General features: G+C 63.5%; 24 protein-coding genes. 15 read left to right on the forward strand and 9 right to left on the reverse strand.

All coding sequences use genetic code 11. From position 1 onward, the window contains the following. Nucleotides 1-25: 25 nt before the first annotated feature. The 3 genes from glgA to CUJ91_RS23160 all read right to left on the reverse strand — a co-directional run bounded on the left by glgA (nt 26) and on the right by CUJ91_RS23160 (nt 3,567). A complete protein-coding gene (gene glgA / locus CUJ91_RS23150) occupies nt 26-1,633 on the reverse strand; it encodes a glycogen synthase GlgA (protein ID WP_114157250.1) in 1,608 nt (535 codons plus the stop codon). Between the two features lie 249 nt (nt 1,634-1,882). Beyond that, entirely contained in the window at nt 1,883-3,355 is a 1,473-nt protein-coding gene (locus CUJ91_RS23155; RefSeq protein ID WP_006047037.1) for a sodium:solute symporter family protein, read from the reverse strand. Beyond that, nucleotides 3,352-3,567, reverse strand: coding sequence for a DUF3311 domain-containing protein (locus tag CUJ91_RS23160; RefSeq protein WP_006047038.1), 216 nt, complete (start codon nt 3,565-3,567; stop codon nt 3,352-3,354). Before CUJ91_RS23160 ends, CUJ91_RS23155 begins: the two co-directional genes overlap by 4 nt. A 300-nt stretch (nt 3,568-3,867) precedes the next feature. On the opposite strand from CUJ91_RS23160, the gene CUJ91_RS23165 reads away from it, so the two are divergent. Together CUJ91_RS23165 and CUJ91_RS23170 are read left to right on the forward strand one after the other, a co-directional pair. Beyond that, a complete protein-coding gene (locus CUJ91_RS23165; protein WP_006047039.1) occupies nt 3,868-4,548 on the forward strand; it encodes a MarC family protein in 681 nt (226 codons plus the stop codon). 183 nt (nt 4,549-4,731) lie between these two features. Next, entirely contained in the window at nt 4,732-5,838 is a 1,107-nt protein-coding gene (locus CUJ91_RS23170) for a porin (protein ID WP_114157251.1), read from the forward strand. A gap of 110 nt (nt 5,839-5,948) precedes the next feature. Here CUJ91_RS23170 and CUJ91_RS23175 read toward each other — a convergent pair whose 3' ends face one another. Next, entirely contained in the window at nt 5,949-6,170 is a 222-nt protein-coding gene (locus CUJ91_RS23175) for a hypothetical protein (protein WP_029970581.1), read from the reverse strand. A 192-nt stretch (nt 6,171-6,362) separates the two neighbouring features. On the opposite strand from CUJ91_RS23175, the gene CUJ91_RS23180 reads away from it, so the two are divergent. After that, nucleotides 6,363-6,608, forward strand: a complete 246-nt coding sequence (locus CUJ91_RS23180; RefSeq protein WP_006047043.1) for a DUF6723 family protein — start codon at nt 6,363-6,365, stop codon at nt 6,606-6,608. A gap of 20 nt (nt 6,609-6,628) precedes the next feature. Here CUJ91_RS23180 and CUJ91_RS23185 read toward each other — a convergent pair whose 3' ends face one another. Further along, nucleotides 6,629-6,865, reverse strand: a complete 237-nt coding sequence (locus CUJ91_RS23185) for a hypothetical protein (RefSeq protein ID WP_006047044.1) — start codon at nt 6,863-6,865, stop codon at nt 6,629-6,631. 171 nt (nt 6,866-7,036) lie between these two features. Here CUJ91_RS23185 and CUJ91_RS23190 point away from each other — a divergent pair, with 171 nt between their 5' ends. From CUJ91_RS23190 to tkt, 4 genes are all read left to right on the forward strand, one after another. Next, the gene (locus CUJ91_RS23190) at nt 7,037-7,357 is read left to right on the forward strand and encodes a hypothetical protein (protein ID WP_114157252.1); all 321 of its coding nucleotides are present in this window, start codon (nt 7,037-7,039) and stop codon (nt 7,355-7,357) included. Between the two features lie 26 nt (nt 7,358-7,383). Further along, nucleotides 7,384-7,554 (forward strand): hypothetical protein, encoded by a 171-nt coding sequence (locus tag CUJ91_RS34485; protein ID WP_006047046.1) that lies wholly within the window; start codon nt 7,384-7,386, stop codon nt 7,552-7,554. Between the two features lie 99 nt (nt 7,555-7,653). Then, a complete protein-coding gene (locus tag CUJ91_RS23195; protein ID WP_244231074.1) occupies nt 7,654-8,256 on the forward strand; it encodes a cupin domain-containing protein in 603 nt (200 codons plus the stop codon). 241 nt (nt 8,257-8,497) lie between these two features. Further along, nucleotides 8,498-10,582, forward strand: a complete 2,085-nt coding sequence (gene tkt / locus CUJ91_RS23200) for a transketolase (protein WP_114157253.1) — start codon at nt 8,498-8,500, stop codon at nt 10,580-10,582. A 67-nt stretch (nt 10,583-10,649) separates the two neighbouring features. Here tkt and CUJ91_RS23205 read toward each other — a convergent pair whose 3' ends face one another. From CUJ91_RS23205 to CUJ91_RS23215, 3 genes are all read right to left on the reverse strand, one after another. Then, nucleotides 10,650-11,735, reverse strand: coding sequence for a hypothetical protein (locus CUJ91_RS23205; protein ID WP_114157254.1), 1,086 nt, complete (start codon nt 11,733-11,735; stop codon nt 10,650-10,652). A gap of 94 nt (nt 11,736-11,829) precedes the next feature. Beyond that, entirely contained in the window at nt 11,830-12,906 is a 1,077-nt protein-coding gene (gene zapE / locus CUJ91_RS23210; RefSeq protein ID WP_114157255.1) for a cell division protein ZapE, read from the reverse strand. 166 nt (nt 12,907-13,072) lie between these two features. After that, nucleotides 13,073-13,975, reverse strand: a complete 903-nt coding sequence (locus CUJ91_RS23215) for a YihY/virulence factor BrkB family protein (protein WP_114157256.1) — start codon at nt 13,973-13,975, stop codon at nt 13,073-13,075. Between the two features lie 135 nt (nt 13,976-14,110). Between CUJ91_RS23215 and CUJ91_RS23220 the strand changes: the two genes are divergently transcribed. The 7 genes from CUJ91_RS23220 (at nt 14,111) to CUJ91_RS23250 (ending at nt 22,641) form a co-directional block, all read left to right on the forward strand. Next, nucleotides 14,111-15,265 carry a ligase-associated DNA damage response exonuclease gene (locus CUJ91_RS23220; protein WP_114157257.1) on the forward strand — a complete coding sequence of 385 codons (1,155 nt, stop codon included), beginning with the start codon at nt 14,111-14,113 and terminating at the stop codon, nt 15,263-15,265. Further along, the gene (locus tag CUJ91_RS23225; protein ID WP_107709809.1) at nt 15,262-16,947 is read left to right on the forward strand and encodes an ATP-dependent DNA ligase; all 1,686 of its coding nucleotides are present in this window, start codon (nt 15,262-15,264) and stop codon (nt 16,945-16,947) included. Before CUJ91_RS23220 ends, CUJ91_RS23225 begins: the two co-directional genes overlap by 4 nt. 125 nt (nt 16,948-17,072) lie before the next feature. Beyond that, complete coding sequence (locus CUJ91_RS23230) at nt 17,073-17,531, forward strand: response regulator (RefSeq protein WP_006047054.1); 459 nt, start codon at nt 17,073-17,075, stop codon at nt 17,529-17,531. 255 nt (nt 17,532-17,786) lie between these two features. Further along, on the forward strand, nt 17,787-18,653 hold the full coding sequence (locus CUJ91_RS23235) for an SDR family oxidoreductase (RefSeq protein WP_114157258.1): 867 nt from the start codon (nt 17,787-17,789) through the stop codon (nt 18,651-18,653). Between the two features lie 180 nt (nt 18,654-18,833). Continuing rightward, on the forward strand, nt 18,834-19,394 hold the full coding sequence (locus tag CUJ91_RS23240; RefSeq protein ID WP_114157259.1) for a (2Fe-2S)-binding protein: 561 nt from the start codon (nt 18,834-18,836) through the stop codon (nt 19,392-19,394). After that, the gene (locus tag CUJ91_RS23245) at nt 19,391-20,395 is read left to right on the forward strand and encodes an FAD binding domain-containing protein (RefSeq protein ID WP_114157260.1); all 1,005 of its coding nucleotides are present in this window, start codon (nt 19,391-19,393) and stop codon (nt 20,393-20,395) included. The genes CUJ91_RS23240 and CUJ91_RS23245 overlap by 4 nt, the downstream gene beginning before the upstream one ends. After that, nucleotides 20,392-22,641: a xanthine dehydrogenase family protein molybdopterin-binding subunit gene (locus CUJ91_RS23250; RefSeq protein WP_114157261.1), complete on the forward strand. Its 2,250-nt coding sequence runs from the start codon at nt 20,392-20,394 to the stop codon at nt 22,639-22,641. Before CUJ91_RS23245 ends, CUJ91_RS23250 begins: the two co-directional genes overlap by 4 nt. Before the next feature lie 87 nt (nt 22,642-22,728). On the opposite strand, the gene CUJ91_RS23255 is transcribed toward CUJ91_RS23250, so the two are convergent. Then, nucleotides 22,729-23,148 carry a PRC-barrel domain-containing protein gene (locus CUJ91_RS23255; protein ID WP_192698993.1) on the reverse strand — a complete coding sequence of 140 codons (420 nt, stop codon included), beginning with the start codon at nt 23,146-23,148 and terminating at the stop codon, nt 22,729-22,731. 204 nt (nt 23,149-23,352) lie between these two features. Here CUJ91_RS23255 and glgX point away from each other — a divergent pair, with 204 nt between their 5' ends. Beyond that, the gene (gene glgX / locus CUJ91_RS23260; protein WP_107709799.1) at nt 23,353-25,569 is read left to right on the forward strand and encodes a glycogen debranching protein GlgX; all 2,217 of its coding nucleotides are present in this window, start codon (nt 23,353-23,355) and stop codon (nt 25,567-25,569) included. Nucleotides 25,570-25,646 lie beyond the last annotated feature (77 nt).

Genomic DNA, 25,646 nt, shown 5'->3' on the forward strand with positions numbered 1-25,646 from the left:
CTGCGCTTCACCGCTGTGCTTCACATCACGCGCTTCTCACCATCTCCTCGACGCCCGCATTGAACGCTTCATCGCGGCCGCGGCGAACCTGCCGCGCGCCGGCAGCGTTCGCCGTTCTCGCGCGGCCCGGCGTCTTGCGAACGCGCGTGTCGTGTACTGCGGGACGTGCATCGACGAGATCCGCATACAACGCGAGATAGTTCGACGTCGACACTTCCCAGCTCGAGTCGCGGCTCATCGCGTTGCGCTGCAACGCATGCCACGACGACGGCTGCGCGAATGCGGCGAGCGCGCGGCCCACGGCATGCACGATGTCGTGCGGATGCTGGCCGTCGAATAGAAAGCCGGTCGCGCAATCTTCGTCGCGCGCTTCATGCGGCGCGTAATCGACGATCGTATCCGCGAGGCCGCCCACGCGCGAGGCCACCGGAATCGTGCCGTAACGCATTGCATAGAGCTGCGTGAGTCCGCAAGGCTCGAAGCGGCTGCCGTGCAGCAGCATGTCCGCGCCCGCGTGCAGCATATGCGCGCGCCGCTCGTCGTAATCGATCTGCACACCCACGCGGCCCGGCCACGCTGCGGCCAGTTCCCGCATCGCGTGTTCGAAAGCGCGCTCGCCCTGGCCGAGGATCGCAAACTGCAAACGCGGATGCTGCTCGAGCAACATGGGCAGTGCGCGTATCGCTACATCGGCGAGTTTCTGTTCCGTGAGACGGCTGCCGATCGCCACAAGCGGCGCGAACGGCTCGCGCGTCAAACCGAATGCCTGTTGCAGTTCGCGCTTGCAGGCCTGCTTGCCGGCGGTGTCGTCGACCGAATAGGAGCGGGCAATGTACTCGTCGCGAGCGGGATTCCACACCGACATGTCGATGCCATTGACGATGCCGCAGAGCTTCGCCGCCTGCGCCTGCAATACGCCTTCCATTCCGTGACCGAACTGGGGCGTGAGGATTTCGCGCGCATAGCGCCGGCTCACGGTCGTGACGCGATCCGCGTGTACGATGCCGGCCTTCATCATGCTGAGCGATCCGTAAAATTCGATGCTGCGCTCGTCGCTCAACGCGGGCACGAGCAATTCGGGCGGCACGCCGATCCAGCCGCCCATTGCGAGCGGATGGTTGCCCTGAAACGCGAGGTTGTGAATCGTGAAGACGCTTTTCGCGGCCACGCCCGCGAGGCGCATGTAGAGCGGCGTGAGACCTGCATGCCAATCGTGCGCGTGCACGATGTCGGGGCGCCTCAGATTGCGAACGCCGCGCGCCACGCGCGTCGCCGCGGCGGCGAGCGACGCAAAGCGCGTGAGGTTGTCGAGGTAGTCGCGTCCTTGCGGATCGCGGTACAAGCCTTCGCGTGCAAACAGGTGGTCCATTTGCAGCAGCAGCACCGTCACGCCCGTGTCGGGCATGCGCCCGCGCAGCAGGCGCGCGTCGCCGCCGGGCAGGCCGGTCATGCGCGCAACTGGGGCGATGTCGACGGCGCGTTCCAGCGCGGACGGATAGGCGGGCATCAGGATAGAGACGTCGACGCCCGCGTCGCGCAACGCGGCGGCATAGGCGCTGACCATGTCGCCGAGTCCGCCGGATTTGGCCAGAGGCACGGCTTCGGAAGCGACAAGTAGAACGTTAAGCGGCAAGGTGGCCCCCAGAGGACGCGATATGCACTTGTGCAGTGCGGCGGAAACACAGGGCCATAAAACAGCAAGCGCTGTGCCCAGTACGTCGTTCTTCGGAGGCAGCGTCGATGCGAATGTTTCAGCGGTTAGGGCGGTCGCGCTCCCGCCGATTTTTCACGCGCGTGTACTTTTGACGTCCGTTCGTCGAGCGCAATAAAAAAAGCCGTCGCGCGAGGCGACGGCTTTCATGGGCGGCGTGCGCCGTCCGTATCAATGCGCCGATGCGTGCGTGTGCTCGACGCGTCCGCTTTGCGTCATCGCACTCACGATGACGAAGACGATCACGTTGACCGCCAGCGCGACGAAACCGATGTTCACGTCTTTCATCGCGTCGGGCAGGAAAGGCATTAATTGCCCGATGGTCAGGTGCATCGTCGTGGTGATCGCGACCACCGCGACGCCCGCGAGAATGCCGCAGAACGCGCCTTGCTTGGTCGCCCGGTTGCGCGGAAAGAGACTGCAGATCACCGCGGGGAAGAGTTGCGTGACGAAGCTGTAGCCCATCAGCAGCAAGGCCACGATGGTCTCGCCGCCATGCAGCGTGAAGGCGACCGCGACCAGCGCGACGACCGGCACCAGCACGCGCGCGAGGTTGGCGACCGTAGCGTCGGACGCATTGCGGTTCACCATGCCGCGATAGACGTCGTTGGCGAGCAGCGTGGACGCCGACGTGAGAATCATCGAGCCCGGCACCAGCGCGGTCAGAATGCCGGCCGCGCCGATCACGCCGACGAACCACGGGTCGAAGGTCTGCAACGAAAGACGGAACAGCGACAGGTCGATGTCGCCGCCTTTCAGCCCCGGCACCTTGAGCGTCGCCGCGAAGCCCACGAAAAACACGAACAGCAGAATCAGTTGATACAGCGGCAGCACCATCGCGTTGCGGCGGAAAATGCGCTCGTCTTTCGCGGTGAAGATCGAGCCGAACGTGTGCGGCCACATGAAAAAGCCGAGCGCCGTGAGCAGCACGGTCGACTGGAACCAGGTCACGCTCGAGCCCTTCGCCGGGAAGGTCAGGAAGCCGGGGCGGGCGGTGTCGATGGCATGGAACATCTCGCCGAGGCCGCCGTAGTAGTGCAGCGGCAGATAAATGCCGAGGAACAGCACGATCGCGAGAATCAGCAGATCTTTCACGACCGAATTCCACGCGGAGCCGCGCACGCCCGAGACGATCACATACACGGTGACCACGGCCGCGCCGATCCAGATCGCCGCCGTCGACGAAATCGCGCCATACGAAGCGGTCGCGACGATGATGCCCAAACCCTTCAGTTGCAGCACCAGGTAGGGGATCAGCGCGGCCACCCCGACCAGCGCGACGAGCGTGCCGAGCGCGGGGCTCTCGTATTTGCGCGTGAAGAAATGCGGCTGCGAAACGAGGCGCTGCTGTTTCGCATAACGCCAGATGGGCGGCAGCATCCAGTACGAAAGAATGTAGGCGAGCGTGCCGTACGCCAGAATGTAGTAGACAGGCGCGCCCTTGCCGTATGCAAAGCCGCTGCCGCCGAGGAACGTGAACGTCGTATAGATCTCGCCGGCCATCAGCAGGAACACGAAGGCGGTGCCGAAGCTGCGGCCGCCCACGGTCCACTGTTCGAGGCTCATGTCGTGGCCATGCCTGGCGCGCACGCCCAGAAACAGCGCAAACAGCGTAATCGCTGCAATGATGACGAGTGCGCTCATGGGCGGACCTCCTCGCTGTCCGCCGCGATCTGCCGGTTCGACGGATCGAGACGGTAGATGATCGCCATGATGATCGAACTCAACACCACCCACGCGACGATCCATCCCAGCACGAACGGCATGCCGAGCAGCAGCGGCTCGACGCGGTTCACAAACGGAACACCGAGCAGAATGCCGATGAACGGCAGCGCGGCGAGTACACGAAGCAACATGGGGCAACTCCTCGAACGGTGAGTAGATCTCGTTGAAACTGCGGCTTCGCTGGCGACTGTATGCCGGATGCTTTGGTCGCGTAAAGCAGTTCAAAATAAATGTAGGCTGTCTGAAAGTTGCGCGCGCATCGATTCACGCTCGGCGGATCGGCTTGTTGCGTTGCAATGCGCCAGGCTCCTGAGCAAAGGCCGCATCGGCATGCCGGGTGTCCGCGCATTTTCCGCGAACTTATATCGCGCCGCGATATGATTCCGGCTGAGCAGCCGCCATGCCGGGCCGCCGCACAACACGGATCGCATATGATCGAAAGCCTGATCTCGGACATTCTGTTTGGCTTCACGGGGCTTATCAGCATCATCAACCCGATCGGCGTCGCCTTTGTCTTTCTGGACCGGACGGCTTCGCTGACGACCGAAGAGCGCAGGGTGCTCGCCAGAAAGATCGCGATCAATGTGGTGTGCGTGCTGCTGGTGGCGTTTTTCATCGGTACGCCGATTCTGCATTTCTTCGGCATTTCGATGGAGGCGCTGCGCATCGGCGGCGGGCTGGCCGTCGCGGTGGGCGGCTGGCAAATGCTCAATGCGCCCGACACCCAGCCCGCCGAACAGCCGGGCGTGAAGCGCGTCGACGCCGAGAACGCGAAGGCGCGCGCCTTCTTCCCGCTGACCATCCCGCTCACAACCGGGCCGGGCTCGATTGCCACGGCCATTGCGCTCACCGCGAATCGCACGCATAAGCTCTCGGAATTCGTGCTGTCGGGTATCGCCTCGGTGGTGATCTCGCTCGCGGTTGCGCTTACCGTCTATGTGGTCTATAGCCGCTCCGACGTCTTCGCCAGGTATCTCGGCACGGAAGGCACGAAGGTGGCGATGCGCGTGTCGTCGTTCCTGCTGTTGTGCATCGGCGTGCAGATCATGCTGACCGGCTTCTCCGAATTCCTCATTCCGATTGCGACGATGCAGCCGGCGGTGAGCAAATAAGCCGCCCTCCATTGAGCGCGCCGCAAAAATCTATTGCGAAAAACGGATAGTGAACGGGCGCTGCATCGCCTATAGTTCGGCGGCAATTGTGTCTTGGTTTTACTCCTGGTTTTGCCTCTGCTTTGCCCCCGCGTTGCCCAGTACAGCGTCACAAGAAGCATCATAAAAACTCACGGCGAGACAATGAGATTACACACAAAACTGGTGGCCGCACTCGCGGTCGCAAGCCCGCTTGCATATGGTCAAACGAGCGTCACGCTATATGGCCGTCTCGACGCGGGCATCGAATACATGAATCACATCGACAACGGCGCGGGCGGAAATTCGAGCCGTTGGCGCAGCGAAGGCGGCGACTGGGGCACCAGCATGCTCGGCCTGAAGGGCACCGAGGAACTGGGCGGCGGACTCAAGGCGATCTTCAATCTCGAGACCGGTCTGCAGGTGATGGACGGCACGACGAGCGGCGGACGCCTGTGGTCGCGGCGCGCATTCGCGGGCTTGAGCAGCCAGACGTGGGGCACGCTGCAAGCGGGCCGCAATCTTTTCATCGACAGCGACGGCGTGTGGGAATTCGATCCCTTCGTGCAGCAGGCGTTTTCGTCGGCGTCGCTCGTGCGCGGACGCAACTGGCAGCAAACCAGCAATAACGTCGAATATCACAGCCCGAATTTCTGGGGCTTCGACGTGCAGGCGCAGTACGCATTCGGCAATCAGCCGGGCGCGTTCAACAGCGGCGCGAGCGGCGAGTTCGGCCGCTCGGACGGCATCATGCTGACCTATCATTCGCAGCTCTTCGACGTACGCGGCATCTACGACGAACTGCGCGACAGCAATGGCCGGTTCTCGAATATCTTCCAGAGTTCGCGCGAGTACTTTGTCGGCGCGAACGTGCATTTCGACGCGGTGAAGATTCAGGGCGCCTATACGCATTACTCGGCGCCCGATTCGCCCGCAGGCGTGGCCGACACCGCCGACCATTACTGGCTTGGCGCGACCTACAACTTCCAGCCGCGCTGGGCGGTGACCGCGGGCGGCTACTACGTGAAGGTCGGCGACGGCACCGGAGATGCCGCGCATGATCCGTCCGGCCACGCGATGATGTACGTGCTCGGCACCACCTATAACCTGTCGAAGCGCACGTTCGTCTACGGCACCGTGGGCTATGTGCGCAACAGCGGCAACTCGAACTTTTCGCTGCAGGCTTCGCCGCGCGATGCCGCGAACAACACGAACCCGCTCGTCGGCGAATCGCAGACCGGCGCTTACGTCGGCATGCTGCATCAGTTCTGATTTGCTATGTGGGTTAGCGGCGCGCGATTTTTAGCGCGCCGCTTTCACGTTGCGCTGTGCGTCCGCGCGTCCACGCGAAACACACAAAACACACGAACCGCGAAGCGAATTCAAGCCCGCCGCACGCCAGGCCGCAGCGCATGCAGCGGCGGTGGCGCCGCGGGCGGATCGCCTTCGGGTGCGCCCGGCGGCGGGCCGCCTGGATCGTCGTCCGGCGCGGGCGGCGGATCGGGATCGATGTTCGGCGGCGGCGGCGCTTCCGGGTCTATCTCGGGCGGCGTCGGCGTGTGCATGACAAAAGTCGCTGCGTCGTGCGTGTCCCTCAGGGTCATCGTGACCTCCGTCATCGTTCGTGTTTTGCGCGCAATGCGCACGCCTCTCTGATTCCTCCATCGCCTTTTGCGTAGCGGCTTTCGCGCGTGGAACGGACGTTGCTCCGTTCCGTCACGCGGCATGCGCGGAGCATGACGCGGCACAGCGTGGGCTGCTCCCCGAGCAGCGGGTACAGGGACAAGGAAATACACATGGCGCGACACAAGGCCGACGTCGCCGACGGCGAGTTCGAGATTTTCGCCAGCTATCACGGAACAGGCGACGGCCGTTACGTAGGTGGACTGAAGGTTGTCCGCAAAGCGGACAGGAGAATTCTTTTTCCGTTCGACGGCGCTCCCGAGATCGGGCCCTACGAGACGGCGGACCAGGCGCGCCGCGCCGCCATCGAGTACGGCAAGCAGATCGTCGCCGCCGACCGGGCTTCGCCGGAAAAGTGACGACAGCGCGCTCGCACTCGTCAAGGCATTCCGCCTAACGAAGGCGAGATCGTGCTGCCGCGATTCGGATCGTCCGGATGTTCGTCCGGGACCACGGGACGCGCCGACAGCGGCGGATGGCTGCGATAACAAACGTCGATGGAATCGTTTATTACGCATTGCGCGAACGCATCGGCGTCGCTCTTTTGCGAGAACGTGTAAAGCGTTCGTTCGACTTGCACTTCCGTATCGGACACGCGAATGGTGGTGACTGTCATGAGGCGCTCCTTTTTACAAAGATGAATCCGAAGCTTCAGCAAGTTTCGATGCAATGGCCGTGCCCAACCCGCGCGCGCATGCGTGCGGTGTGTCGAGAGAACGCGGGCTTCGCGTGATGGGGTCCGTATGTTGCTGACATAGCGGAGTAGCCGATAAAAATGGAGAGCGCCATGCAGCCCAACACGCAGCAAGACACGCAACCTGATCCGCAAGCCGATTCACAACGTGACCCGCAACTCGACGCACGCCGCGACGATTCCGCCACTGCCGACCTCGCGCCGGAAGTCAAAGAGCGCAACAAGCCGAGCGGCGAGCAATACGTCGAGCCGAGTCCGCTCGGCATCGAACCGGTCGTGCAGACGGGCGTCGATCGGCAAACGAATCCGCCGCGCTCGAACGAGCACCCCGAGCAAACCGCCGAGGTGCCGCTCGGCACCGGCACGCACGGCGAGCCCGCGGGCGGCGGCGGGCGCGCGTCGCACAAGAACTGATCGCGTCAAACCGAACGGAGAGACACATGCAACAGGACAACGAACCCCTCAATCCCGGCGATGAAGCGCCCCCCGACGCGCCCGGCGTCGGCGAAGACATCTGCCGCGCGTGTCACGGCACCGGCAAGGTCGAAGGAAAGCAATGCACGGTGTGCGGCGGCACGGGGAAAGTGCTGCAAGGCATCGGCGGCGGTTGAGCGTTCCGCGCGAGCGGGCGCGCTTTATGCGGCAGTGCAAGATCGTCCGTGTCCGGCATGCGATTGCCGGACCGGCCACGCTACGCATAGGAGCCATGTATGGACCGAAACCCGCACGAAAGTTCGCACATAAACTCGCCCGAAGGGTCGCACCAAGACTCGATACACGCGTTCGATGCCGCGCAAACCGAGTACGAAGCCTTCATGCTCGAACCGCACGACTGGGTGCCGAATAACCGCAAGCTGCCGGTCGTGATTTACCGGCAAGCGGTCGATCCGGCCATCGGCGATCTTGCCGCCGCGTTCGAAGTGCTGTTCGGGCGCAACCAGTGGCCGCCGCAGTGGCGCGACGGCATCTTCGACTACCATCATTTCCACTCGACCGCGCACGAAGTGCTCGGCGTCAGCGAGGGTTCGGCCGAAGTGATCGTCGGCGGACCGGGCGGGAAAGTGGTGAGCATTTCTGCCGGCGACGTCTTGCTGCTGCCCGCCGGCACCGGCCATTGCCTGCAATCGTTCGAGGGACACTTTCGTGTCGTGGCCGGCTATCCGGCGGGCCAGCAGTGGGACATTCGCCGCGACGCGCTCACGCCGCAGGAACTCGCGGCCATGCACGCCTTGCCGTTTCCGCCGATGGACCCCGTCGACGGCAAGCACGGCCCGCTTTGCGAGCACTGGCTTGGCGCGGCTGAATGCCGCTAGTGCGTTCAGTGCACCGGATATCAGCGGTGCGCGAAGTGCGGCTGATGTCCGAATCCGCAAGCGCGTGTGCAAGCCCCCCGTAAACGCCCCGCGATGTCACGCCGCGTGCACATTTGCGCGCATCGGCGCATCATCGTCAACGCCTGGGCGATGTTCATGCGTTGCGTGTGAACACCGCTCCCCTGCGACGTCGCGGCAGCGCGCGCGGGCAATCTCCCAACGGCCGAACAAGGAGTGTCCCATGCAAAACGATCCCGCCCTCGATCAGCTGTGCATCAACACGATCCGCACGCTGTCGATGGACGCTGTGCAGAAAGCCAATTCCGGCCACCCAGGCACGCCGATGGCGCTCGCGCCGGTTGCCTATCATCTGTGGCAGAACCATTTGCGCTACGACCCGGACGAGCCGCTGTGGCCGAACCGCGACCGCTTCGTGCTGTCGGTCGGGCATGCGTCGATGCTGCTGTATTCGCTGCTGCATCTCGCGAACGTGAAGGCCGTCGACGAAGAAGGCAAACCGACCGGCGGTCCCGCGGTGTCGCTCGAGGACATCGAACGTTTTCGTCAGATCGACAGCAAGACGCCGGGCCACCCCGAGTATCGGATGACGACGGGCGTCGAGACCACCACGGGTCCGCTCGGCCAGGGTCTCGGCAACAGCGTCGGGATGGCGATGGCCGCGCGCTGGTACGAGAACCGCTTCAACAAGCCCGACGCGCCGCTCTTCGATTACCGCGTCTACGCGCTGTGCGGCGACGGCGACATGATGGAAGGCATCTCGCACGAAGCGGCGTCGCTCGCGGGCCACCTGAAGCTCTCGAACCTGATCTGGATCTACGACAGCAATCGCGTGACGATCGAAGGGCACACCGATCTCGCGTACAGCGACGACGTGGAGAGCCGTTTTCGCGGCTATAACTGGCACACGCTGCATGTGAACGACGCGAACGACGCCGCCGCGCTCGAAGCCGCGTTCGTCGAAGCAAAAAGTATTACCGACAGGCCGACGCTGATCGTGGTCAACAGCATCATCGGCTGGGGCGCACCGAACAAGCAGGACACCGCGTCCGCGCACGGCGAGGCGCTCGGCGTGCAGGAAGTCGCGCTCACCAAGAAGTTTTACGGCTGGCCCGAAGACAAATTCTTCTATGTGCCCGACGGCGTTCACGAGCGTTTCGCCGCAGGCATCGGCGCGCGCGGCAAGGCGGCGCGCGAGGAATGGCAGGCGAAATACGACGCCTATGGCAAGCAGTATCCCGAGCTCTCGCGCGAATTCGCGTTGATCGAAGCGCATGAATTGCCGGTGGGTTGGGACAACGACATTCCGACCTTCGACGCGGACCCGAAAGGCATAGCCACGCGCGAATCGTCGGGCAAGGTGCTGAATGCGATTGCCGCGCGCGTGCCGTGGATGATCGGCGGCGCGGCCGACCTCGCGCCATCCACGAAAACGAATCTGAAATTCGAGGGCGCGGGCAGTTTCGAGCATGACAACTACGGCGGCCGCAATCTGCATTTCGGCATTCGCGAACATGGGATGGGCGCGGTGGTCAACGGTCTGGCGTTGTCGAACCTGCGGCCGTTCGGCTCGACGTTCCTGATTTTCAGCGACTACATGAAGCCGCCGATTCGCCTGTCGGCGATCATGGAAGTCGAGGCGATTTATGTCTTCACGCACGATTCGATCGGCGTCGGCGAAGATGGCCCGACGCATCAGCCGATCGAGCAACTCGCCTCGCTGCGTGGCGTGCCCGGCCTGACCGTGCTGCGTCCGGGCGATGCAAACGAAGTGGCCGAAGCATGGCGCGTCGCGCTGACGCAAAAGCGCCGTCCGGCGTGCATCGTCGTATCGCGGCAAGCGCTGCCTACTTTGGACCGCAGCCGCTATGCATCCGCCGAGGGCGTGAAGAAGGGCGCCTATGTGCTCGCCGATGCACCCGACGGACAGAAGCCGCAAGTCATTCTGATGGCCACCGGCAGCGAGCTTTCGCTCTGCGTCGACGCCTACGAGAAGCTGAAGGCCGAGGGCATTGCGGCGCGCGTGGTGTCGATGCCTTCATGGGATCTGTTCGAGCGGCAGGACGATGCGTATCAGGATGAGGTCTTGCCGCCGGACATCGACGCGCGAGTCGCAGTCGAGCAGGCCGCGACGCTCGGTTGGGACCGCTACGTCGGCAGGCTTGGCGCGCAAGTCGTGATGCACACGTTCGGCGCTTCTGCGCCGCTTGCGGATCTGAAGAAGAAGTTCGGCTTCACGCCCGAGCATGTTTATGAAGCGGCGAAGCAGCAGATTGAAAGAGTGCAGAGCAAGCGCAGCCAGGAGTGATGAACGCGCAGGCAATGCGCTAGTACAAGCCGGCGGCGTAAAAACCGCCGGTTTTTTTATCGTCAACTCAATTCGCAGGAATCGTTACGACGGGCGCCTTGCTGCTGGTATCGGCTTCGGCGAGCGCCATCAGATTCTGCACGACCGTGAACGCGTATTTCGAGTCGAAGTCGTTGCGGTCCACCCAATACGACGACGCGCCATACGGGATCATCACGTAGGCATTCTCGGGCGCGGTCTTGCCCGAATGAATGACGATGGTCGGCCTCGTCTCGCCGCCGATCAGACCCACGGTCGGCTTCGTCGAACCGTCGCTGATGCGCTCGGCGGGCACCTGTGCCTGCGCGCCGAGATCGGTCAGGATGCCGAGCACCGAACGTGTCACCATCGGAATCTTGTCGGCCTTCCGCCATGCCGACGACGGCCCGTAAACGATCTCGTAGCTTCGTGTATTCGACGAAAGATGCAGCAGCTTGCGCACACGCGCGACGTCGGCGGTGATTTGCGGCGAGTCGCCGCTGGTGGTTGCGCCCATCACCAGAAAGACGCGCATCGGCTCGTTCTTGTCGCCCGTGTTGCGCGATTCCACATTCAACTCGCCCGCGAGTTGCAGACGCCGCAACGCGCGCAGCAATTCGAAAAAGCCCGGCGCGCCGGCGCTGTTTTCACCGCCGAGCGCATTGCCGTTCTGCAAGCCGCCCACCGATTGCGCGGTAATGCGCAACAGCAGATCGATCGGAACGCCGCCTTCGGCGAGCGGCAGCACGAGCGCCGGCGCGAGCGGCCGGATATAAGCGGAGGCGAAGGCTTCGCCGGTGGTCGGTGTGAACGTGAAGGTCGGGTGATTCGAGTACGACACGCTGCCGGTGGCAAGCGCATAGTTCGGCTGACTACCCGAGCCCACGTTCGCGGTCGCGCCGCCGCCGGCATCGAACGTATAGGCCGCGATGATGCTGCTGACCGTGAGAAACGCCGGTGCGTCGCCATAGCGCAAGCCGACCACGGCCGCGAGAATCTCGCGCTTTTTTGCATCGCCGAGTGCGCGGGCATAGTCGACCTGATCGGCCTTCAGGCGCGCGGGGCCAATATGCACGCAGGCGGAAGAAAGGCACGCCGCGCACAGTGCGGCTGTTACCGAAACGGCTTTCATCATCTCGGAGTGTTTATCCGCTGAAGAATGAAACTTCAACGGCGGTAGCACGGTGCATTCCCGTATCGATCGTATGCGGGTTTTTAAGCGTGCTGGCTCAGCGTTCGTCGGCCGTTGACGCGGGCCAGTCCATCGCATCGTCGAGCGCATTCCGATAGCCGCGCGATTGCATTTCCGCGAGCCGGCTCAGCGTTCTCGACAGATCATGTGCGCCTTCAAGACCGCGCAACGCGGCATGAATCGGCTGATCCGATGCAATGAACAGCGCGCGCTTGCGGTCGTAAAGAATGTCGACGAGCCATACGAGCCGCTGCAGCGTATGAGATTTCGCGAGCCATTCGGTACGCACGTTGTCGACGATGAGCCCACGCCAACGCTCGGCGAGATCGAGGTAGTCGAGATGCGAACGGCTCGCCACGCAAAGCGCTTCGAAGTCGGCCCAAAGAAGAGCCGCGCCGACCGCGCGCGCAATCAGCGGGCGGCCCGCTGCGCTGAGCTTCGTCGCGTCGAGTGCGCCGCTGCTTTCGTAGCGCAGAAAAACATCGCGCAGCGCGTCGCCGGTCGCGGCGTCGAGCGGAGAAAAGAAACGCGGCGACGGATGCGCCTGACCGCCGAAACGATAATCGCGCGCGCCGTCGAAATGAATCACGCGAAAGTGCCGCCTGATCTGCTCGATGGTCGGCAGGAAGCGCTCGTGAAACTCCGGGTCGGACAATAGATGCTCCGGCGCGTAGTTCGACGTCAGCATGATGCGCGTACCGAGCACGATGGCCGTGTCGAGAAAGCGGCCCATCAGAAACGCGTCGGCAATGTCGTGCACATGGAATTCGTCGAAGCACAACAGCTCGACGCCATCGAGCCATTGCTTCGACACGGAGCCGAGCCGGTCGTCGCCACGCGGTTCGTTCACGAGGCGCCGGTTCATCTCGCGCAGAAACTCGTGAAAATGCAGACGCCGCTTGCGGCAATCCGCGAGTTCGAACACGGTATCGACCACGAGGCTTTTGCCGCGTCCAGGCAGTCCGTGGCAATACACGCCCTGGTATCGTGAGTGAAAATCGCGCGCAGCCGGGCGGAGTAATTCGGCGAGCGCCGCGATGGACTCGCGTTGCCTCGCATCGGCAACGATGCCGCGGGCGGCGAGACTGTTTTCGATCAGCGCTTCATCGAGCATAGGGTGCGCTGCTGGATCGACAGGGGTTTATCTTGTGGCGCTGAACGGCGCTCATGATCGAATCCTGTAAGCGTGCCGGAATGGAAGCGGCGAATGCGCGTAATGTTACCGCAGCGTTTTGGTCGCGCCTTGCCGCGCCTTGCCGCGCCGTGCATCAGGAACACACTCAGCCGGTTTTAATCGGCTGCTTCGGCGCGTCTTGCGGCTCGAGGCCGAAGCGCTCGTATTGCGCGATCACCTGTGCACCGAACAGCAGCAGCGTCGCGAGCCATTCCAGGCTGAACAGAATCACGATCGCCATCGTGAGCGAGCCGTACACCACGCTGACTTGCGAAAGCGTCGCGAAGTACCACACCAGCACATGCCGCGTGATCTCCCACAACACGGCCGCGACAATGCCGCCGAACAGCGCGTGTTTCAGCGAAGGCCGTCCTACCGGCATCACCATATAAATCGACGTCAGCACAAAAATCTCACCGGCGAGACCCAGCAGATACAGCAGCACGCGCGACGCACCTTGCAGCGAAACATAGGTGCCGAACAGATCGATGCCTGCGGCGCCGACCGCTTCGAGTCCACTCGACACAACGGTGACGATCAACGCGCCGACGCCGAGGAACAGGATGTAGCAATACGGCAGCAGCGCCGACAGCAAAAAATGCCGCCGCCGTATGACCACGCGATGCACGAAGATCAGCGACATCGCGTTTTCGAGCACGGTGAACGCGAGCGAACTGAAGAACAGCATGGTGACGAACAGCACCCAGCCGACCACCGCGCGATGCGCGAGGAAATTGGCGAGTTCATGCACGAGCGCCTTCGACTGGCCGGGCACGAGCCACTGCAGAAGATGCCCCAGCGCGGACAACAAAACGTGTTGCGGCACGATGCGCGACAGTGCGATGACGATGAGTATCATCAGCGGCACGATGGAAAGCAGCGCGTAATACGCGACCGCACCGGCGAGCAGCAGTCCCTGGTTCGCGCGAAACGCTTTGAGCGCGTCGAGCGTAAACCGGCCCGGATGTTTCGCGACGTACAGCGTGCGTCGATCGATCATGAAGTGCATGGGTCCTCGCAACAAGCGCGTTTCGCGCCGCCGATGAGCGGCGCATTCCGACACGCCTGATCGCAAACATAAGCAAGAAAGCCGCCATGCTCATGACAGTCCACCCGGGAATAACCTTTGCTTGATACGGGCGACATGGCATCCGAACCCACCTCGAATATCGCAGCGGACAATGCCGGCCCCGGGGACCTCGTCATCGCACGGCCCGAGGGTTTGTATTGTCCGCCGGGCGATTTTTATATCGATCCGTGGCAGCCCGTCGAGCGCGCCGTGATCACGCATGCGCATTCGGATCACGCGCGCTTCGGGCATCGGCACTATCTCGCATCGCGCGCGGGCGCGAACGTGCTGCTCTCGCGTCTGCCCGACATCTCGCTGCAAACGCTCGCGTATGGCGAGCGGCTCGACATCAACGGCGTGACCGTGTCGCTGCATCCGGCGGGACATGTGCTCGGTTCCGCGCAATTGCGCATCGAATACGGTGGCCGCGTGTGGGTCGCATCGGGCGACTACAAGCTGGACCCCGACCCGACCTGCGATGCATTCGAGCCCGTGCGTTGCGATACATTCATCACCGAATCCACCTTCGGTCTGCCGATCTATCGATGGGACACGCCGCAAACCGTGTGCGACGGAATCGATTCATGGTGGCGTCACAACGCGGCGCAAGGGCGCGCGTCGGTGCTGTTCTGCTATTCGTTCGGCAAGGCGCAGCGGGTGCTGGCGAGCGTCGACGCGGGCATCGGGCCGATCTTCTGTCATGGCGCGGTCGAGCCGCTCAACCGCGCGTATCGCGAGGCCGGCGTGCGTTTGCCGCCGGTACGGCTCGTCAGCGAAATTCCGCCGAAAGAGAAGGCCACGTTCAAACAGGCGCTGATCGTCGCGCCGCCGTCCGCGCAAGGCAGCGCGTGGCTCAAACGCTTCGGCGACTATAGCGACGCTTTCGCGTCGGGCTGGATGCGCCTGCGCGGCGCGCGCCGCAGGCGCGGCGTCGACCGCGGCTTCGTGCTCTCCGATCATGCGGATTGGCCCGCGCTGCAAACGGCGATTCACGCGAGCGGCGCACAGCGCGTCATCGTCACGCATGGATCGGTTGAACCGATGGTGCGCTGGCTGCGCGAGCAAGGGCTCGAAGCGGGAGCCTTCGCGACGCAATACGGCGACGACACAGTCGAAGCCGATGCGTTGGGCACCGTCGAAACGGTCGTGCAAGACACGGTGACACATGCACCGGGCGACGAAGCCCGCGCGCCCGCATTCGACGCCAACGATACCGCGAGCCGTTCATGAAACGCTTCGCCGCTCTTTACACCGCGCTCGACGCGACCACTTCCACGCATGACAAGCTCGAAGCGCTCACGAGTTATTTCTCCGTGGCCGAGCCCGAAGACGCCGCGTGGGCATCGTATTTTCTGGCGGGCGGCAAGCCGCGGCAATCGGTGCCCACGCGCCTGCTGACCGAGTTCGCGCGCGAACGCGTCGGCTTGCCCGCATGGCTTTTCGAAGAGTCGTATCACGCAGTGGGCGATCTGGCGGAGACCATCGCGCATATCCTGCCGCCCGCGCAACGCAGCTCCGAACTCGGCCTCACACAATGGATCGAGCAGCGCGTGCTGATCTTGCGCGGTCTTCCGCCGGACGAATTGCGCACGCGTCTTTTCAGCTATTGGGACGAACTCGACTGGAGCGGCCGCTTCTTACTCACGAAGCTGATCGGCGGCGGCTTTCGTGTCGGGGTCGCGCGGCAACTCGTCGTGCGAGCGCTCGCGGAAGTGGCCGGTGTCGACCATAAGCGGATCGCGCAACGCATGGTCGGATGGACCGATTCGCGGCAGAAGCCGGACGCCGCGCGCTATCTGCGGCTGATCGCGCCCGAGGCATCAGAACTTGCCGGCGACGATGCGCAGCATCCAACAGAGCGGCACGACAGCGATCTCGGCCTGCCGTATCCGTTCTTTCTCGCGCATCCGTTGCAGGCCGATCCCGAGACGCTCGGCGATCCGTCGCACTGGCTGATCGAATGGAAGTGGGACGGCATACGCGCGCAACTCGTCAAGCGTGCGGGACGCGTGTGGTTGTGGTCGCGCGGCGAGGACCTGATCACCGATCGCTTTCCCGAAGTCACCGCGTTGGGCGAGGCCTTGCCCGACGGCTTCGTGATAGACGGCGAGATTCTTGCGTGGGAGCCGGGCGCTATCGCGCCATTGCCGTTCGCGCGTTTGCAACCGCGCATCGCGCGCAAGACGCTGACGAAAAAAATTCTCGCCGATTCGCCCGCTGCATTGCTCGCTTACGATCTGCTCGAAGCGGACGGCAAGGATTTGCGCATGACGCCGCTTGTGGAACGGCGTGCGCGTCTCGACGCGCTGGCGGCATCGCTCGACACCACGCTTGCGCGCGATCTGCTGCGCGTATCGCCGCTCGTATCGGCCGCGGATTGGCAGACGTTGGCTGCACTGCGTGAAGAAAGCCGCGCGCGCGGCGTCGAAGGCTTCATGCTGAAGGAGCGCGAGTCGCTGTATGGCGTCGGCCGCACGAAGGCTTCGGGTACGTGGTGGAAATGGAAGATCGATCCGTATGCGGTGGACGCCGTACTGGTTTACGCGCAGCGCGGACACGGTCGACGCGCGAGCCTCTACACCGACTTCACGTTCGCAGTGTGGGACGAAGCCAATGGCGTGCGCACCCTCGTGCCGTTCGCCAAGGCGTATTCGGGTCTTACCGATGAGGAAATGCGCCAGGTTGACGCAATCGTGCGCAAGACTACGATCGAGAAGTTCGGACCGGTGCGCAGCGTGACGCCGACACTCGTATTCGAAATCGGCTTTGAAGGCATCCAGGCGAGTACGCGTCATAAATCCGGCGTGGCGGTGCGCTTCCCGCGCATGCTGCGCTGGCGCACGGACAAGCATATCGACGACGCCGATACGCTCGCGATGCTCAAGGGTTTCATCGACGATCGGGCCGCATAAGCGCCGCAGTCATTCACCAAGCATCTAAGCTACACCATGTAAGCAACAACGCGGCGCGGGAGCGAATCTTGCGGCCGTGCGCCGGGTGCCGCATAGCGGCGCACGCGACGATCAAGGAGAAGAAGGTGACGCTCGATAACCGATTCGACGACAGCGAAGACGTGGTCGTATGGCGGCCGATCCAGTATGCGATGGCGTCGCACCGTCGCGTGCTGGTGGTGGACGACTATCGTGAAGCAGCCGATGCGCTGCAGATGCTGCTGAACGCGGACGGATTCGAATGCCGCGCGCTGGACGACCCGCACGCGGTATGCGATATGGCGTCGGAGTGGCAACCGTTCGCCGTCGTGCTCGACATCAAGATGCCGGGAATCGACGGCCTCGAACTTGCGCGGCGCTTGCGCGCGCATCCATCGACGGCGCATATGCTGCTCGTTGCGTGCACCGCGTTCGCCTCGCGCGACGACCGCGCCCGCGCGCGCGCCGTGGGTTTCGACGCGCATTGCGCGAAGCCGTTGACGCCCGAACGGCTCTTGCGCGTGCTCGAATCGGCTGCTGCGCTGCATGCGGCGGGGCCGCCGTAAAGCCTGCGCGGCCTTTGAAAAAACTGCGATTGCCGTTTCGCTGCATATGCTTGCCGATTCCCTCTATTCGCGCAGATCGCGGCGCGAGCGTCACACTTCATCCACGCGTTGTCCTCATCTTTTCCCAACATCTTCTACCGCCGCACGCATGCGCCGTAACAAACCGCATGTATGCAGGCCCGCCGGTTGCTGACCCTGTTGCAACGCCGTGCGTCTCGCACGCCGCACATGTTCATCAGCACTCTGGAGGATCGTATGAGCGACAAGGAACGTCCTACGCCACCGTTCGACGGACAGCAGCAGGACCAAACGCCGGGCCGCACCGCGCCGATGCAGCCGCAGCCCGATCACGGCGAGAAATCGTATAAGGGCTCGGGCCGCCTCGCCGGCAAGGCGGCGATCATCACGGGCGGCGACAGCGGCATTGGCCGCGCGGTCGCCATTGCGTTCGCGCGCGAAGGCGCGGACGTGCTGATCGCGTATCTGAACGAAGACGACGACGCGCGCGAAACCGCGCGCTGGGTCGAAGAAGCGGGCCGCAAGGCGGTGCTGGTGCCGGGCGACATCACCGATCGCGCGCATTGCAATGCGATCGTCGACAAGGCCGTGCAGGCATTCGGCCGGCTCGACGTGCTCGTGAACAACGCCGCGTACCAGATGACGTATCCGTCGCTCGACGCGATCACCGACGACGAGTGGGACAAGACCTTCGATACCAACATCGGCGCGATGTTCAGGATCTCGCGCGCGGCGGTCAGGCACATGAAGCCGGGCGGCGCGATTGTGAACACGACGTCGATCAACGCGGATCATCCGAACCCCGGCCTGCTCGCGTATGCGACGACCAAGGGCGCGATTCAGAACTTCACCGGCGGGCTCGCGCAACTGCTCGCGGAGAAGGGCATTCGCGTGAATTGCGTCGCGCCGGGGCCGATCTGGACGCCGCTGATTCCATCGACGATGCCGCCTGAGAAGGTCGAAAAATTCGGCCAGCAAGTGCCGATGAAGCGGCCAGGCCAACCCGCCGAACTCGCGCCCGCTTACGTGATGCTCGCCTCCGACGAAGCGAGCTACATTTCAGGCGCAACCATTGCAGTCACGGGCGGCTCGCCGATTATTTAGGCATATTGATTGAATCTGGGAGCGAGCGAACCGCAGTTTGTGCGCTAGTGCAGACAGCGGTTCGCGCGAGAACGTCCCCGATATTTCGACACGCGCCTTCCTGCCGGGCACGGCGTTTGCGCGCATCACTAGTTCTTCCTAGCGCTCGCTGTGCGTCACCCTCGTCAGGAGAACCTCCCCATGAATACACCCACTGCGGATACGCCGCTGGATGTCGCGCCGAGCGACGTCGAGCGCGTGCCGGTGAGCTTCGACATCAACGGCAAACAGCATGCATTCGGCGTCGAAGCCTGGACGTCGCTGCTCGATCTGCTGCGCGAGCATTGCCATTTGACCGGCACCAAGAAGGGCTGCGACCACGGGCAATGCGGCGCGTGCACCGCCATTGTGAACGGGCAGCGCATCAACACGTGCCTTGCGCTCGCGGTTATCTACGACGGCGCTTCGATTACCACGATCGAAGGACTCGCGAACGGCGAGCAGTTGCATCCCCTTCAACAGGCTTTCATCGATCACGATGCGTTTCAGTGCGGCTACTGCACGCCGGGGCAAATCTGCTCCGCCGTCGCGATGCTCGAGGAGGGCCACGCGAAAACCGCCGACGACGTGCGCGAACTGATGAGCGGCAACCTGTGCCGCTGCGGCGCGTACAACAACATCGTCGCCGCGATTCTCGATGTGTCCGAACCGGCGGAAGCGGCGGAAGCAGCCGAAGTCGGCGATGCAGGAGCGCGGCCATGAACCGCTTCTCGTACACACGCGCGAGCGAAGTGCCGCAAGCCATCGACCAGCATCGCGCGAACCGGGCGGCTGCGTTTATCGCAGGCGGCACGAATCTCGTGGACCTGTGGCGCGAGAACGTCGCGCATCCGCAGCTCGTGATCGACATCAACCGTTTGCCACTTCGGCAAATCGAGCCGACCGCCGCGGGCGGAGTCAAGATCGGCGCGCTCGTGACCAACAGCGCGGCCGCCTACGACGCGACGATAAGCGCGCGCTACCCGTTGCTCTCGAAGGCGATTCTCGCGGGCGCGTCGCCGCAGATTCGCAATGTGGCGAGCGTCGGCGGCAATCTGCTGCAACGCACGCGCTGCCTCTATTTCTACGACGCGGGCACGCGCTGCAACAAACGCGAGCCCGGCACCGGCTGTCTCGCAATGGAAGGCGTGAATCGCATGCATGCGATTCTTGGCGCAAGCGAGCATTGCATCGCCGTGCATCCGTCGGACATGTGCGTCGCATTGGCCGCGCTCGATGCAACGGTTCATCTGTCGGGGCCGGACGGTTCGCGCGTGCTGCCGTTCGCGGACTTCCACCGCTTGCCTGGCGACACACCGCACATCGACACCAACATGCGCGACGACGAGCTGATCACCGCCGTCGAGTTGCCGAAGCAAGGCTTCGCGGAACATCACGCTTACGTGAAAGTGCGTGACAGGGCTTCGTATGCGTTCGCGCTGGTCTCCGTTGCACTCGGGCTCGAGCTGGACGGCGACATCATCGTCAATGCGCATTGCGCGCTCGGCGGCGTTGCACACAAACCGTGGCGTAATACGGATGCCGAAGCATCGCTGCGCGGCAAGCCGCTGAATGCCGATACCGTGCGCAACTTCGCGACCGACATGCTGCGCGATGCGCGCGGCCGCCGCGGCAACGCGTTCAAGATCGAATTGACGGCGCGCGCCATCGAGCGTGCCTTCGCGATGGCTGCGCAACGTTCACTGGAGGAGCACGCGCGATGAACCGCATTGAGACTTTGCCCGCGTTGCGCGCGAGCGGTGTGCCGCACAAGCGCGTCGACGGCCGGCTGAAAGTGACCGGCGCCGCGCAGTATGCGGCGGACTTCAGCGCGAACGGACTGACGTATGGCTTCGTCGTATCGAGCACGATCGCGGCGGGAACCATCGTGTCGATCGACGCATCGGCGGCACTCGCGTTGCCTGGCGTGCTGCATGTGCTGACCTGGCAGAATCGCCCGGAGTTGCCGCGCGAGGACAAACCGTACAAGGACATGGTCGCGCCCGGCGGCAGCCCGCTCCGGCCGCTGTGGGACGACCGCGTGTGGTACAGCGGCCAGCCTGTCGCGCTGGTGCTCGCTGAGTCGCTCGAACTCGCGCGTCATGCGGCCTCGCTCGTCGACGTGCGTTATGAATCGGCGCCGCATCGAACGGAGATGGGCGAAGTGCTGATGAGCGCCGAGCCGCCGTCCACGGAGAAGGGCGGCTTCGATCCGCCGCCTCCGCCGCGAGGCGACGCCGACGCCGCGTTGGCGAACGCCGCAGCGCGCGTCGATGCGTTCTACAGCACGCCCGCGGAATATCACAATCCGATGGAAATGCATGGTTGCACGGTGGTGCCCGACGAGCATGGGCACCTGACCGTGTATGAAAAGACCCAGGGCGTCGTCAATACGAAGTCGTATCTGACGGCCGTATTCGGTTTGAAAGATGATGAGTTGCAGGTCGTCTCGCCGTTCGTCGGCGGTGCATTCGGCTCGGGTTTGAGGCCGCAGTATCACCTTGCGCTTGCGGTCATGGCCGCGCTCGAATTGAAGCGGCCGGTGCGTGTGACGCTGACGCGCCAGCAGATGTTCACGTTCGCGCATCGGCCGCAATCCATTCAGCGCGTGGCGCTCGGCGCCTCTGCCGATGGCCGCTTGCAGGCGGTGATTCACGAGGCGGTATCCGAGACCTCGCAGTACGAGGATTACTGCGACGTCGTGGTGAACTGGGCCGGCCAGCTTTATCGATGCGAGAACGTGACGCTTGGCTACAAGGTTGCGCGGCTCGATGTGCCGACGCCCGCCGACATGCGCGCGCCGGGCGCGGCGCAAGGTCTTTTCCCGCTCGAAGTCGCGATGGACGAACTCGCGGAAGCATTGCGGATGGACCCGCTGCAACTGCGCCTCATCAACTACGCCGAACGCGATGCGAACAAGAACCTGCCGTTCTCGAGCAAGGCGCTGCGCGACTGCTATCGCGAAGGCGCGGCGCGTTTCGGCTGGGACAAGCGGCCGCTCGCGCCACGCGCGCGGCGCGAGGGCACCGAACTGATCGGCTGGGGCATGGCGACCGGCGCGTGGGACGCGATGCAAAACGAAGCGTCGGCGCGCGCCGTGCTCACTCGCGATGGACGCGTGACCGTGTCCAGTTCAACCGCCGACATCGGCACCGGCACCTACACCGCGATGACGCAGATCGCAGCGGATGCACTCGGCGTGCCGCTGCAGGACGTGGTGTTCGAACTCGGCGATACGCGCCTGCCGAAGGCGCCGATAGAAGGCGGATCGTGGACGGTATCGTCGGTAGGCAGTGCGGTCGATGCCGCGTGCAAGCGGTTGCGCAATCGCCTCGTCGAACTGGCGCGGCAATATGGTGGCGGACGTTTCGCAAGCATTGATCGCGACGACATACGACGCATGGGCAAGCGCCTCGTGTGCGGTCATGGCACGGCCGACGCGATCGACATCGACGCGTTGCTTGAGCGCGCCGGCCTCGACAAGCTCGAAGAACAGGCCACCGTGAAGCCGCACGAAAAGCAGCAGGCGTATTCGATGGGCACGCATTCGGCGATCTTTGTGGAAGCGCGCGTGGACGAAGCGCTGGGCACCGTGCGCGTAACGCGCGTGGTGAGCGCGGTTGCGGCGGGGCACATCGTCAATCCGAAGACCGCGGCAAGCCAGGTGGCGGGCGGCGTGGTGTGGGGCATCAGCATGGCGCTGCATGAAGAAGGGCAGTTCGATCATGACATAGGCCGTCAGATGAACCATAACCTTGCCGAGTATCACGTGCCGGTCAACGCGGATATTCACGACATCGACGTGCTCTTTGTCGAGGAGCACGACACGATCGTGAATCCGCTCGGCGTGAAGGGCGTGGGTGAAATCGGCGTGGTCGGCGTGGCGGCCGCGGTGAGCAACGCGATCTGGCATGCAACGGGCAAGCGCGTGCGCGACTTGCCGATTACGCTGGATAAACTGTTCGCGTGAGTTCGCGATGGCGAGGAGCGTAGCGCGGTGCCGCGGTGCATTGGCCGCGCCGCGCTCTCGCCACTTCGCGGCGCGCGAAATGCAGCGTCAATCCGCGTACTTGAATTCCGGCAATGCCTCCAGTGACTTCTTGGTCGCCTCCGGCAAAACCACACGACGGTTGGTAATCTGCAGATCGTTGAACGGAACGGCCACGAGATGCTTGCCGATGCCGAGGAATCCTCCGACGGACAGAATCGCGTAAGTGCTGCGGTCGCCGCCTGGCGAGACGATCAGATCGTCGACTGTGCCGATGGTGTCCTTGTTCTTGTTGAACACGTCCGCGCCGGTCAGCTTCGATGCGCGATAGCCGCTCGCGAGTTGCACGACGTCCGTGCGCTTTTCGGTAATCGCCTGCGGCGCGCCTTGCGCATGCGCGTTGCCGGAGAGCGAAAAAGGCGTTAGCGGCACGAGCGTGCTGACGAGCAGCGCTGCCGCGAGCAGCGCCTTGGATTGCATGCTTCGCATGATGGTTTCTCCTTGTTATGTCTCGCGCCGGTCGCGGCGCGTCGAGCCGAGTCGGCTTTCAAACGCGTTACCGCAAATTGCATGCCGCGTCGCCCCGTGGCGCGCGACGTCCAGGCCCGCGGATTGCTACAGGAGCGAGCCTCTTATCCGTATCGCCTACACTAAAAAGGCGCGTGCGCGCCCATGCTTCTCACAGGAAAACCTATGTCATCCCCGGCCAATTACTCGACGCGTATCGCGGAAGGCACGCCTTTCCCGCTTGGTGCGACATGGAACGGAAACGGCGTGAACTTCGCGCTGTTCTCGGCGCACGCAACGAAAGTCGAACTGTGTCTGTTCGATGAAACCGGTCAGCATGAAATCGAGCGCATCGAATTGCCGGAATATACCGACGAGGTCTGGCATGTGTTCGTGCCGAACCTGAAACCGGGCGCTGTGTACGGCTATCGCGTGCATGGTCCGTATGAGCCGGAGAAGGGTCATCGCTTCAATCCGAACAAGCTGCTGCTCGACCCTTACGCGAAGGCGCATATCGGCGAACTGAAATGGGCGCCGGAAATTTTCGGGTACACGCTCGATTCGGAAGACGCGGATCTGTCGTTCGACGAGCGCGACAGCGCGCCCTTCGTGCCGAAATGCAAGGTCGTCGACGCGAACTTTTCGTGGATTCATCCCGAACGCAATCCGTTGCCGTGGGACCGCGTGATCTTCTATGAAACGCATGTGCGCGGCTTCACGAAGCGTCATCCGCAAGTGCCGGAGAATCTGCGCGGCACCTTCGCCGGACTCGGGCAGAAGGCGGTGATCGACTACATCAGGAGCCTCGGCGTGACTTCGGTCGAACTGATGCCGATCCAGACCTTCGTCAACGACAGCTATCTGCTCGACAAGGGCCTCACGAACTACTGGGGCTATAACACCATCGGCTTCTTCGCGGCCGATCCGCGTTTCTTCGCGTCGAACAACGAGTCCGTCAGCGAGTTCAAAGGCATGGTGGACGCGTTTCACAACGCGAATCTCGAAGTGATTCTCGACGTGGTGTACAACCACACCGCCGAAGGCAACGAACGCGGGCCGACGCTCTCGTTCAAGGGCATCGACAACGCGTCGTACTATCGGCTGATGCCCGACGAGCCGCGCTATTACATCAACGATACGGGCACGGGCAATACGCTCAATCTCTCGCATCCGCGCGTGCTGCAGATGGTGACCGACAGCCTGCGCTACTGGGTGACGGAGATGAAGGTCGACGGTTTTCGTTTCGACCTCGCGACGATTCTCGGTCGCGAGCCGCACGGCTTCGACGAAGGCGGCGGCTTTCTCGACAGTTGCCGGCAAGACCCGGTGCTCTCGAGCGTGCGGCTCATTGCGGAGCCGTGGGATTGCGGCCCCGGCGGCTATCAGGTCGGCGGCTTTCCGCCGGGCTGGGCCGAATGGAACGACCGCTTTCGCGATACCGTGCGCGCGTACTGGAAGGGCGACGAGGGCATGGTCGCCGATCTCGCGACACGTCTCACCGGATCGGGGGACAAGTTCAATCATCGCGGCCGACGCCCGTGGGCGAGCGTCAACTTCATCGCCGCGCACGACGGCTTCACGCTGAACGATCTCGTCTCGTACAACGACAAGCACAACGAGGCGAACGGCGAGGACAACAAGGACGGCCACTCGGATAACAAGTCGTGGAATATGGGCGTCGAAGGTCCAACCGACGACCCCGAGATTCGCCAGCAACGCGAGCGTCAGAAGCGCAATCTGCTTGCCACGCTGCTGCTCTCGCAAGGCACGCCGATGATACTCGCGGGCGACGAGTTCGGCCGCACGCAGAAGGGCAACAACAACGCGTATTGCCAGGACAACGAAATCAGTTGGGTCGACTGGGAAGGTATCGACGACGACGGCCGCGCGCTCACCGAGTTCGTCAGGAATCTGACGACGCTTCGCCACCGCTTGCCGGTGCTGCGCCGCAGCCGCTTTCTGACGGGCGAATACAACGAGGCGCTCGACGTGACCGATGCGCGCTGGCTCGCGCCGGACGGCACCGATCTCACAGCCGAGCAATGGGCCGATCCGCTAATGCGCTGCTTCGGTCTCGTGATCGACGGCCGCGCGCAGGCGAGCGGCATTCGCCGTCCCGCGTCGGATGCGACGTTGCTGCTAGTGCTCAATGCACACCATGACGTCGTCAACTTTAAATTGCCCGACGTGCCCGAGGGCGAGCGCTGGACCTGCCTGCTCGATACCAACATGCCGGTGCGCCCAGACTTGCCGCAGTTCAGCGCCGGCGACGAGTATCAGGTCACCGCGCGTTCGCTGCTGCTGTTCGCACTCGAAGCGCCGAGCCGCGCGACGCAACGCGTGTTCGACAGACTCGAACAGCAACTCACCTCGGATGAAAGCGAAACGCCGCCCGCTAGCTGAGCGGGAATAGCACTTGCTCTGCGTGGATGGCCACGCGCATTCGTCACGACGATGCGCGCGGCTTCGCCATGCCGGCA

Source organism: Paraburkholderia graminis (genome assembly GCF_003330785.1).
Lineage (GTDB): Bacteria > Pseudomonadota > Gammaproteobacteria > Burkholderiales > Burkholderiaceae > Paraburkholderia > Paraburkholderia graminis.

What these genes read in the sequence shown, in the direction of transcription:
- CUJ91_RS23155 (WP_006047037.1), bottom strand. Translation starts at nt 3,355, where the DNA reads ATGAGCGCACTCGTCATCATTGCAGCGATTACGCTGTTTGCGCTGTTT.
- CUJ91_RS23160 (WP_006047038.1), bottom strand. Translation starts at nt 3,567, where the DNA reads ATGTTGCTTCGTGTACTCGCCGCGCTGCCGTTCATCGGCATTCTGCTC.
- CUJ91_RS23165 (WP_006047039.1), top strand. Translation starts at nt 3,868, where the DNA reads ATGATCGAAAGCCTGATCTCGGACATTCTGTTTGGCTTCACGGGGCTT.
- CUJ91_RS23170 (WP_114157251.1), top strand. Translation starts at nt 4,732, where the DNA reads ATGAGATTACACACAAAACTGGTGGCCGCACTCGCGGTCGCAAGCCCG.
- CUJ91_RS23175 (WP_029970581.1), bottom strand. Translation starts at nt 6,170, where the DNA reads ATGACCCTGAGGGACACGCACGACGCAGCGACTTTTGTCATGCACACG.
- CUJ91_RS23180 (WP_006047043.1), top strand. Translation starts at nt 6,363, where the DNA reads ATGGCGCGACACAAGGCCGACGTCGCCGACGGCGAGTTCGAGATTTTC.
- CUJ91_RS23185 (WP_006047044.1), bottom strand. Translation starts at nt 6,865, where the DNA reads ATGACAGTCACCACCATTCGCGTGTCCGATACGGAAGTGCAAGTCGAA.
- CUJ91_RS23190 (WP_114157252.1), top strand. Translation starts at nt 7,037, where the DNA reads ATGCAGCCCAACACGCAGCAAGACACGCAACCTGATCCGCAAGCCGAT.
- CUJ91_RS34485 (WP_006047046.1), top strand. Translation starts at nt 7,384, where the DNA reads ATGCAACAGGACAACGAACCCCTCAATCCCGGCGATGAAGCGCCCCCC.
- CUJ91_RS23195 (WP_244231074.1), top strand. Translation starts at nt 7,654, where the DNA reads ATGGACCGAAACCCGCACGAAAGTTCGCACATAAACTCGCCCGAAGGG.
- tkt (WP_114157253.1), top strand. Translation starts at nt 8,498, where the DNA reads ATGCAAAACGATCCCGCCCTCGATCAGCTGTGCATCAACACGATCCGC.
- CUJ91_RS23205 (WP_114157254.1), bottom strand. Translation starts at nt 11,735, where the DNA reads ATGATGAAAGCCGTTTCGGTAACAGCCGCACTGTGCGCGGCGTGCCTT.
- zapE (WP_114157255.1), bottom strand. Translation starts at nt 12,906, where the DNA reads ATGCTCGATGAAGCGCTGATCGAAAACAGTCTCGCCGCCCGCGGCATC.
- CUJ91_RS23215 (WP_114157256.1), bottom strand. Translation starts at nt 13,975, where the DNA reads ATGCACTTCATGATCGATCGACGCACGCTGTACGTCGCGAAACATCCG.
- CUJ91_RS23220 (WP_114157257.1), top strand. Translation starts at nt 14,111, where the DNA reads ATGGCATCCGAACCCACCTCGAATATCGCAGCGGACAATGCCGGCCCC.
- CUJ91_RS23225 (WP_107709809.1), top strand. Translation starts at nt 15,262, where the DNA reads ATGAAACGCTTCGCCGCTCTTTACACCGCGCTCGACGCGACCACTTCC.
- CUJ91_RS23235 (WP_114157258.1), top strand. Translation starts at nt 17,787, where the DNA reads ATGAGCGACAAGGAACGTCCTACGCCACCGTTCGACGGACAGCAGCAG.
- CUJ91_RS23240 (WP_114157259.1), top strand. Translation starts at nt 18,834, where the DNA reads ATGAATACACCCACTGCGGATACGCCGCTGGATGTCGCGCCGAGCGAC.
- CUJ91_RS23245 (WP_114157260.1), top strand. Translation starts at nt 19,391, where the DNA reads ATGAACCGCTTCTCGTACACACGCGCGAGCGAAGTGCCGCAAGCCATC.
- CUJ91_RS23250 (WP_114157261.1), top strand. Translation starts at nt 20,392, where the DNA reads ATGAACCGCATTGAGACTTTGCCCGCGTTGCGCGCGAGCGGTGTGCCG.
- CUJ91_RS23255 (WP_192698993.1), bottom strand. Translation starts at nt 23,148, where the DNA reads ATGCGAAGCATGCAATCCAAGGCGCTGCTCGCGGCAGCGCTGCTCGTC.
- glgX (WP_107709799.1), top strand. Translation starts at nt 23,353, where the DNA reads ATGTCATCCCCGGCCAATTACTCGACGCGTATCGCGGAAGGCACGCCT.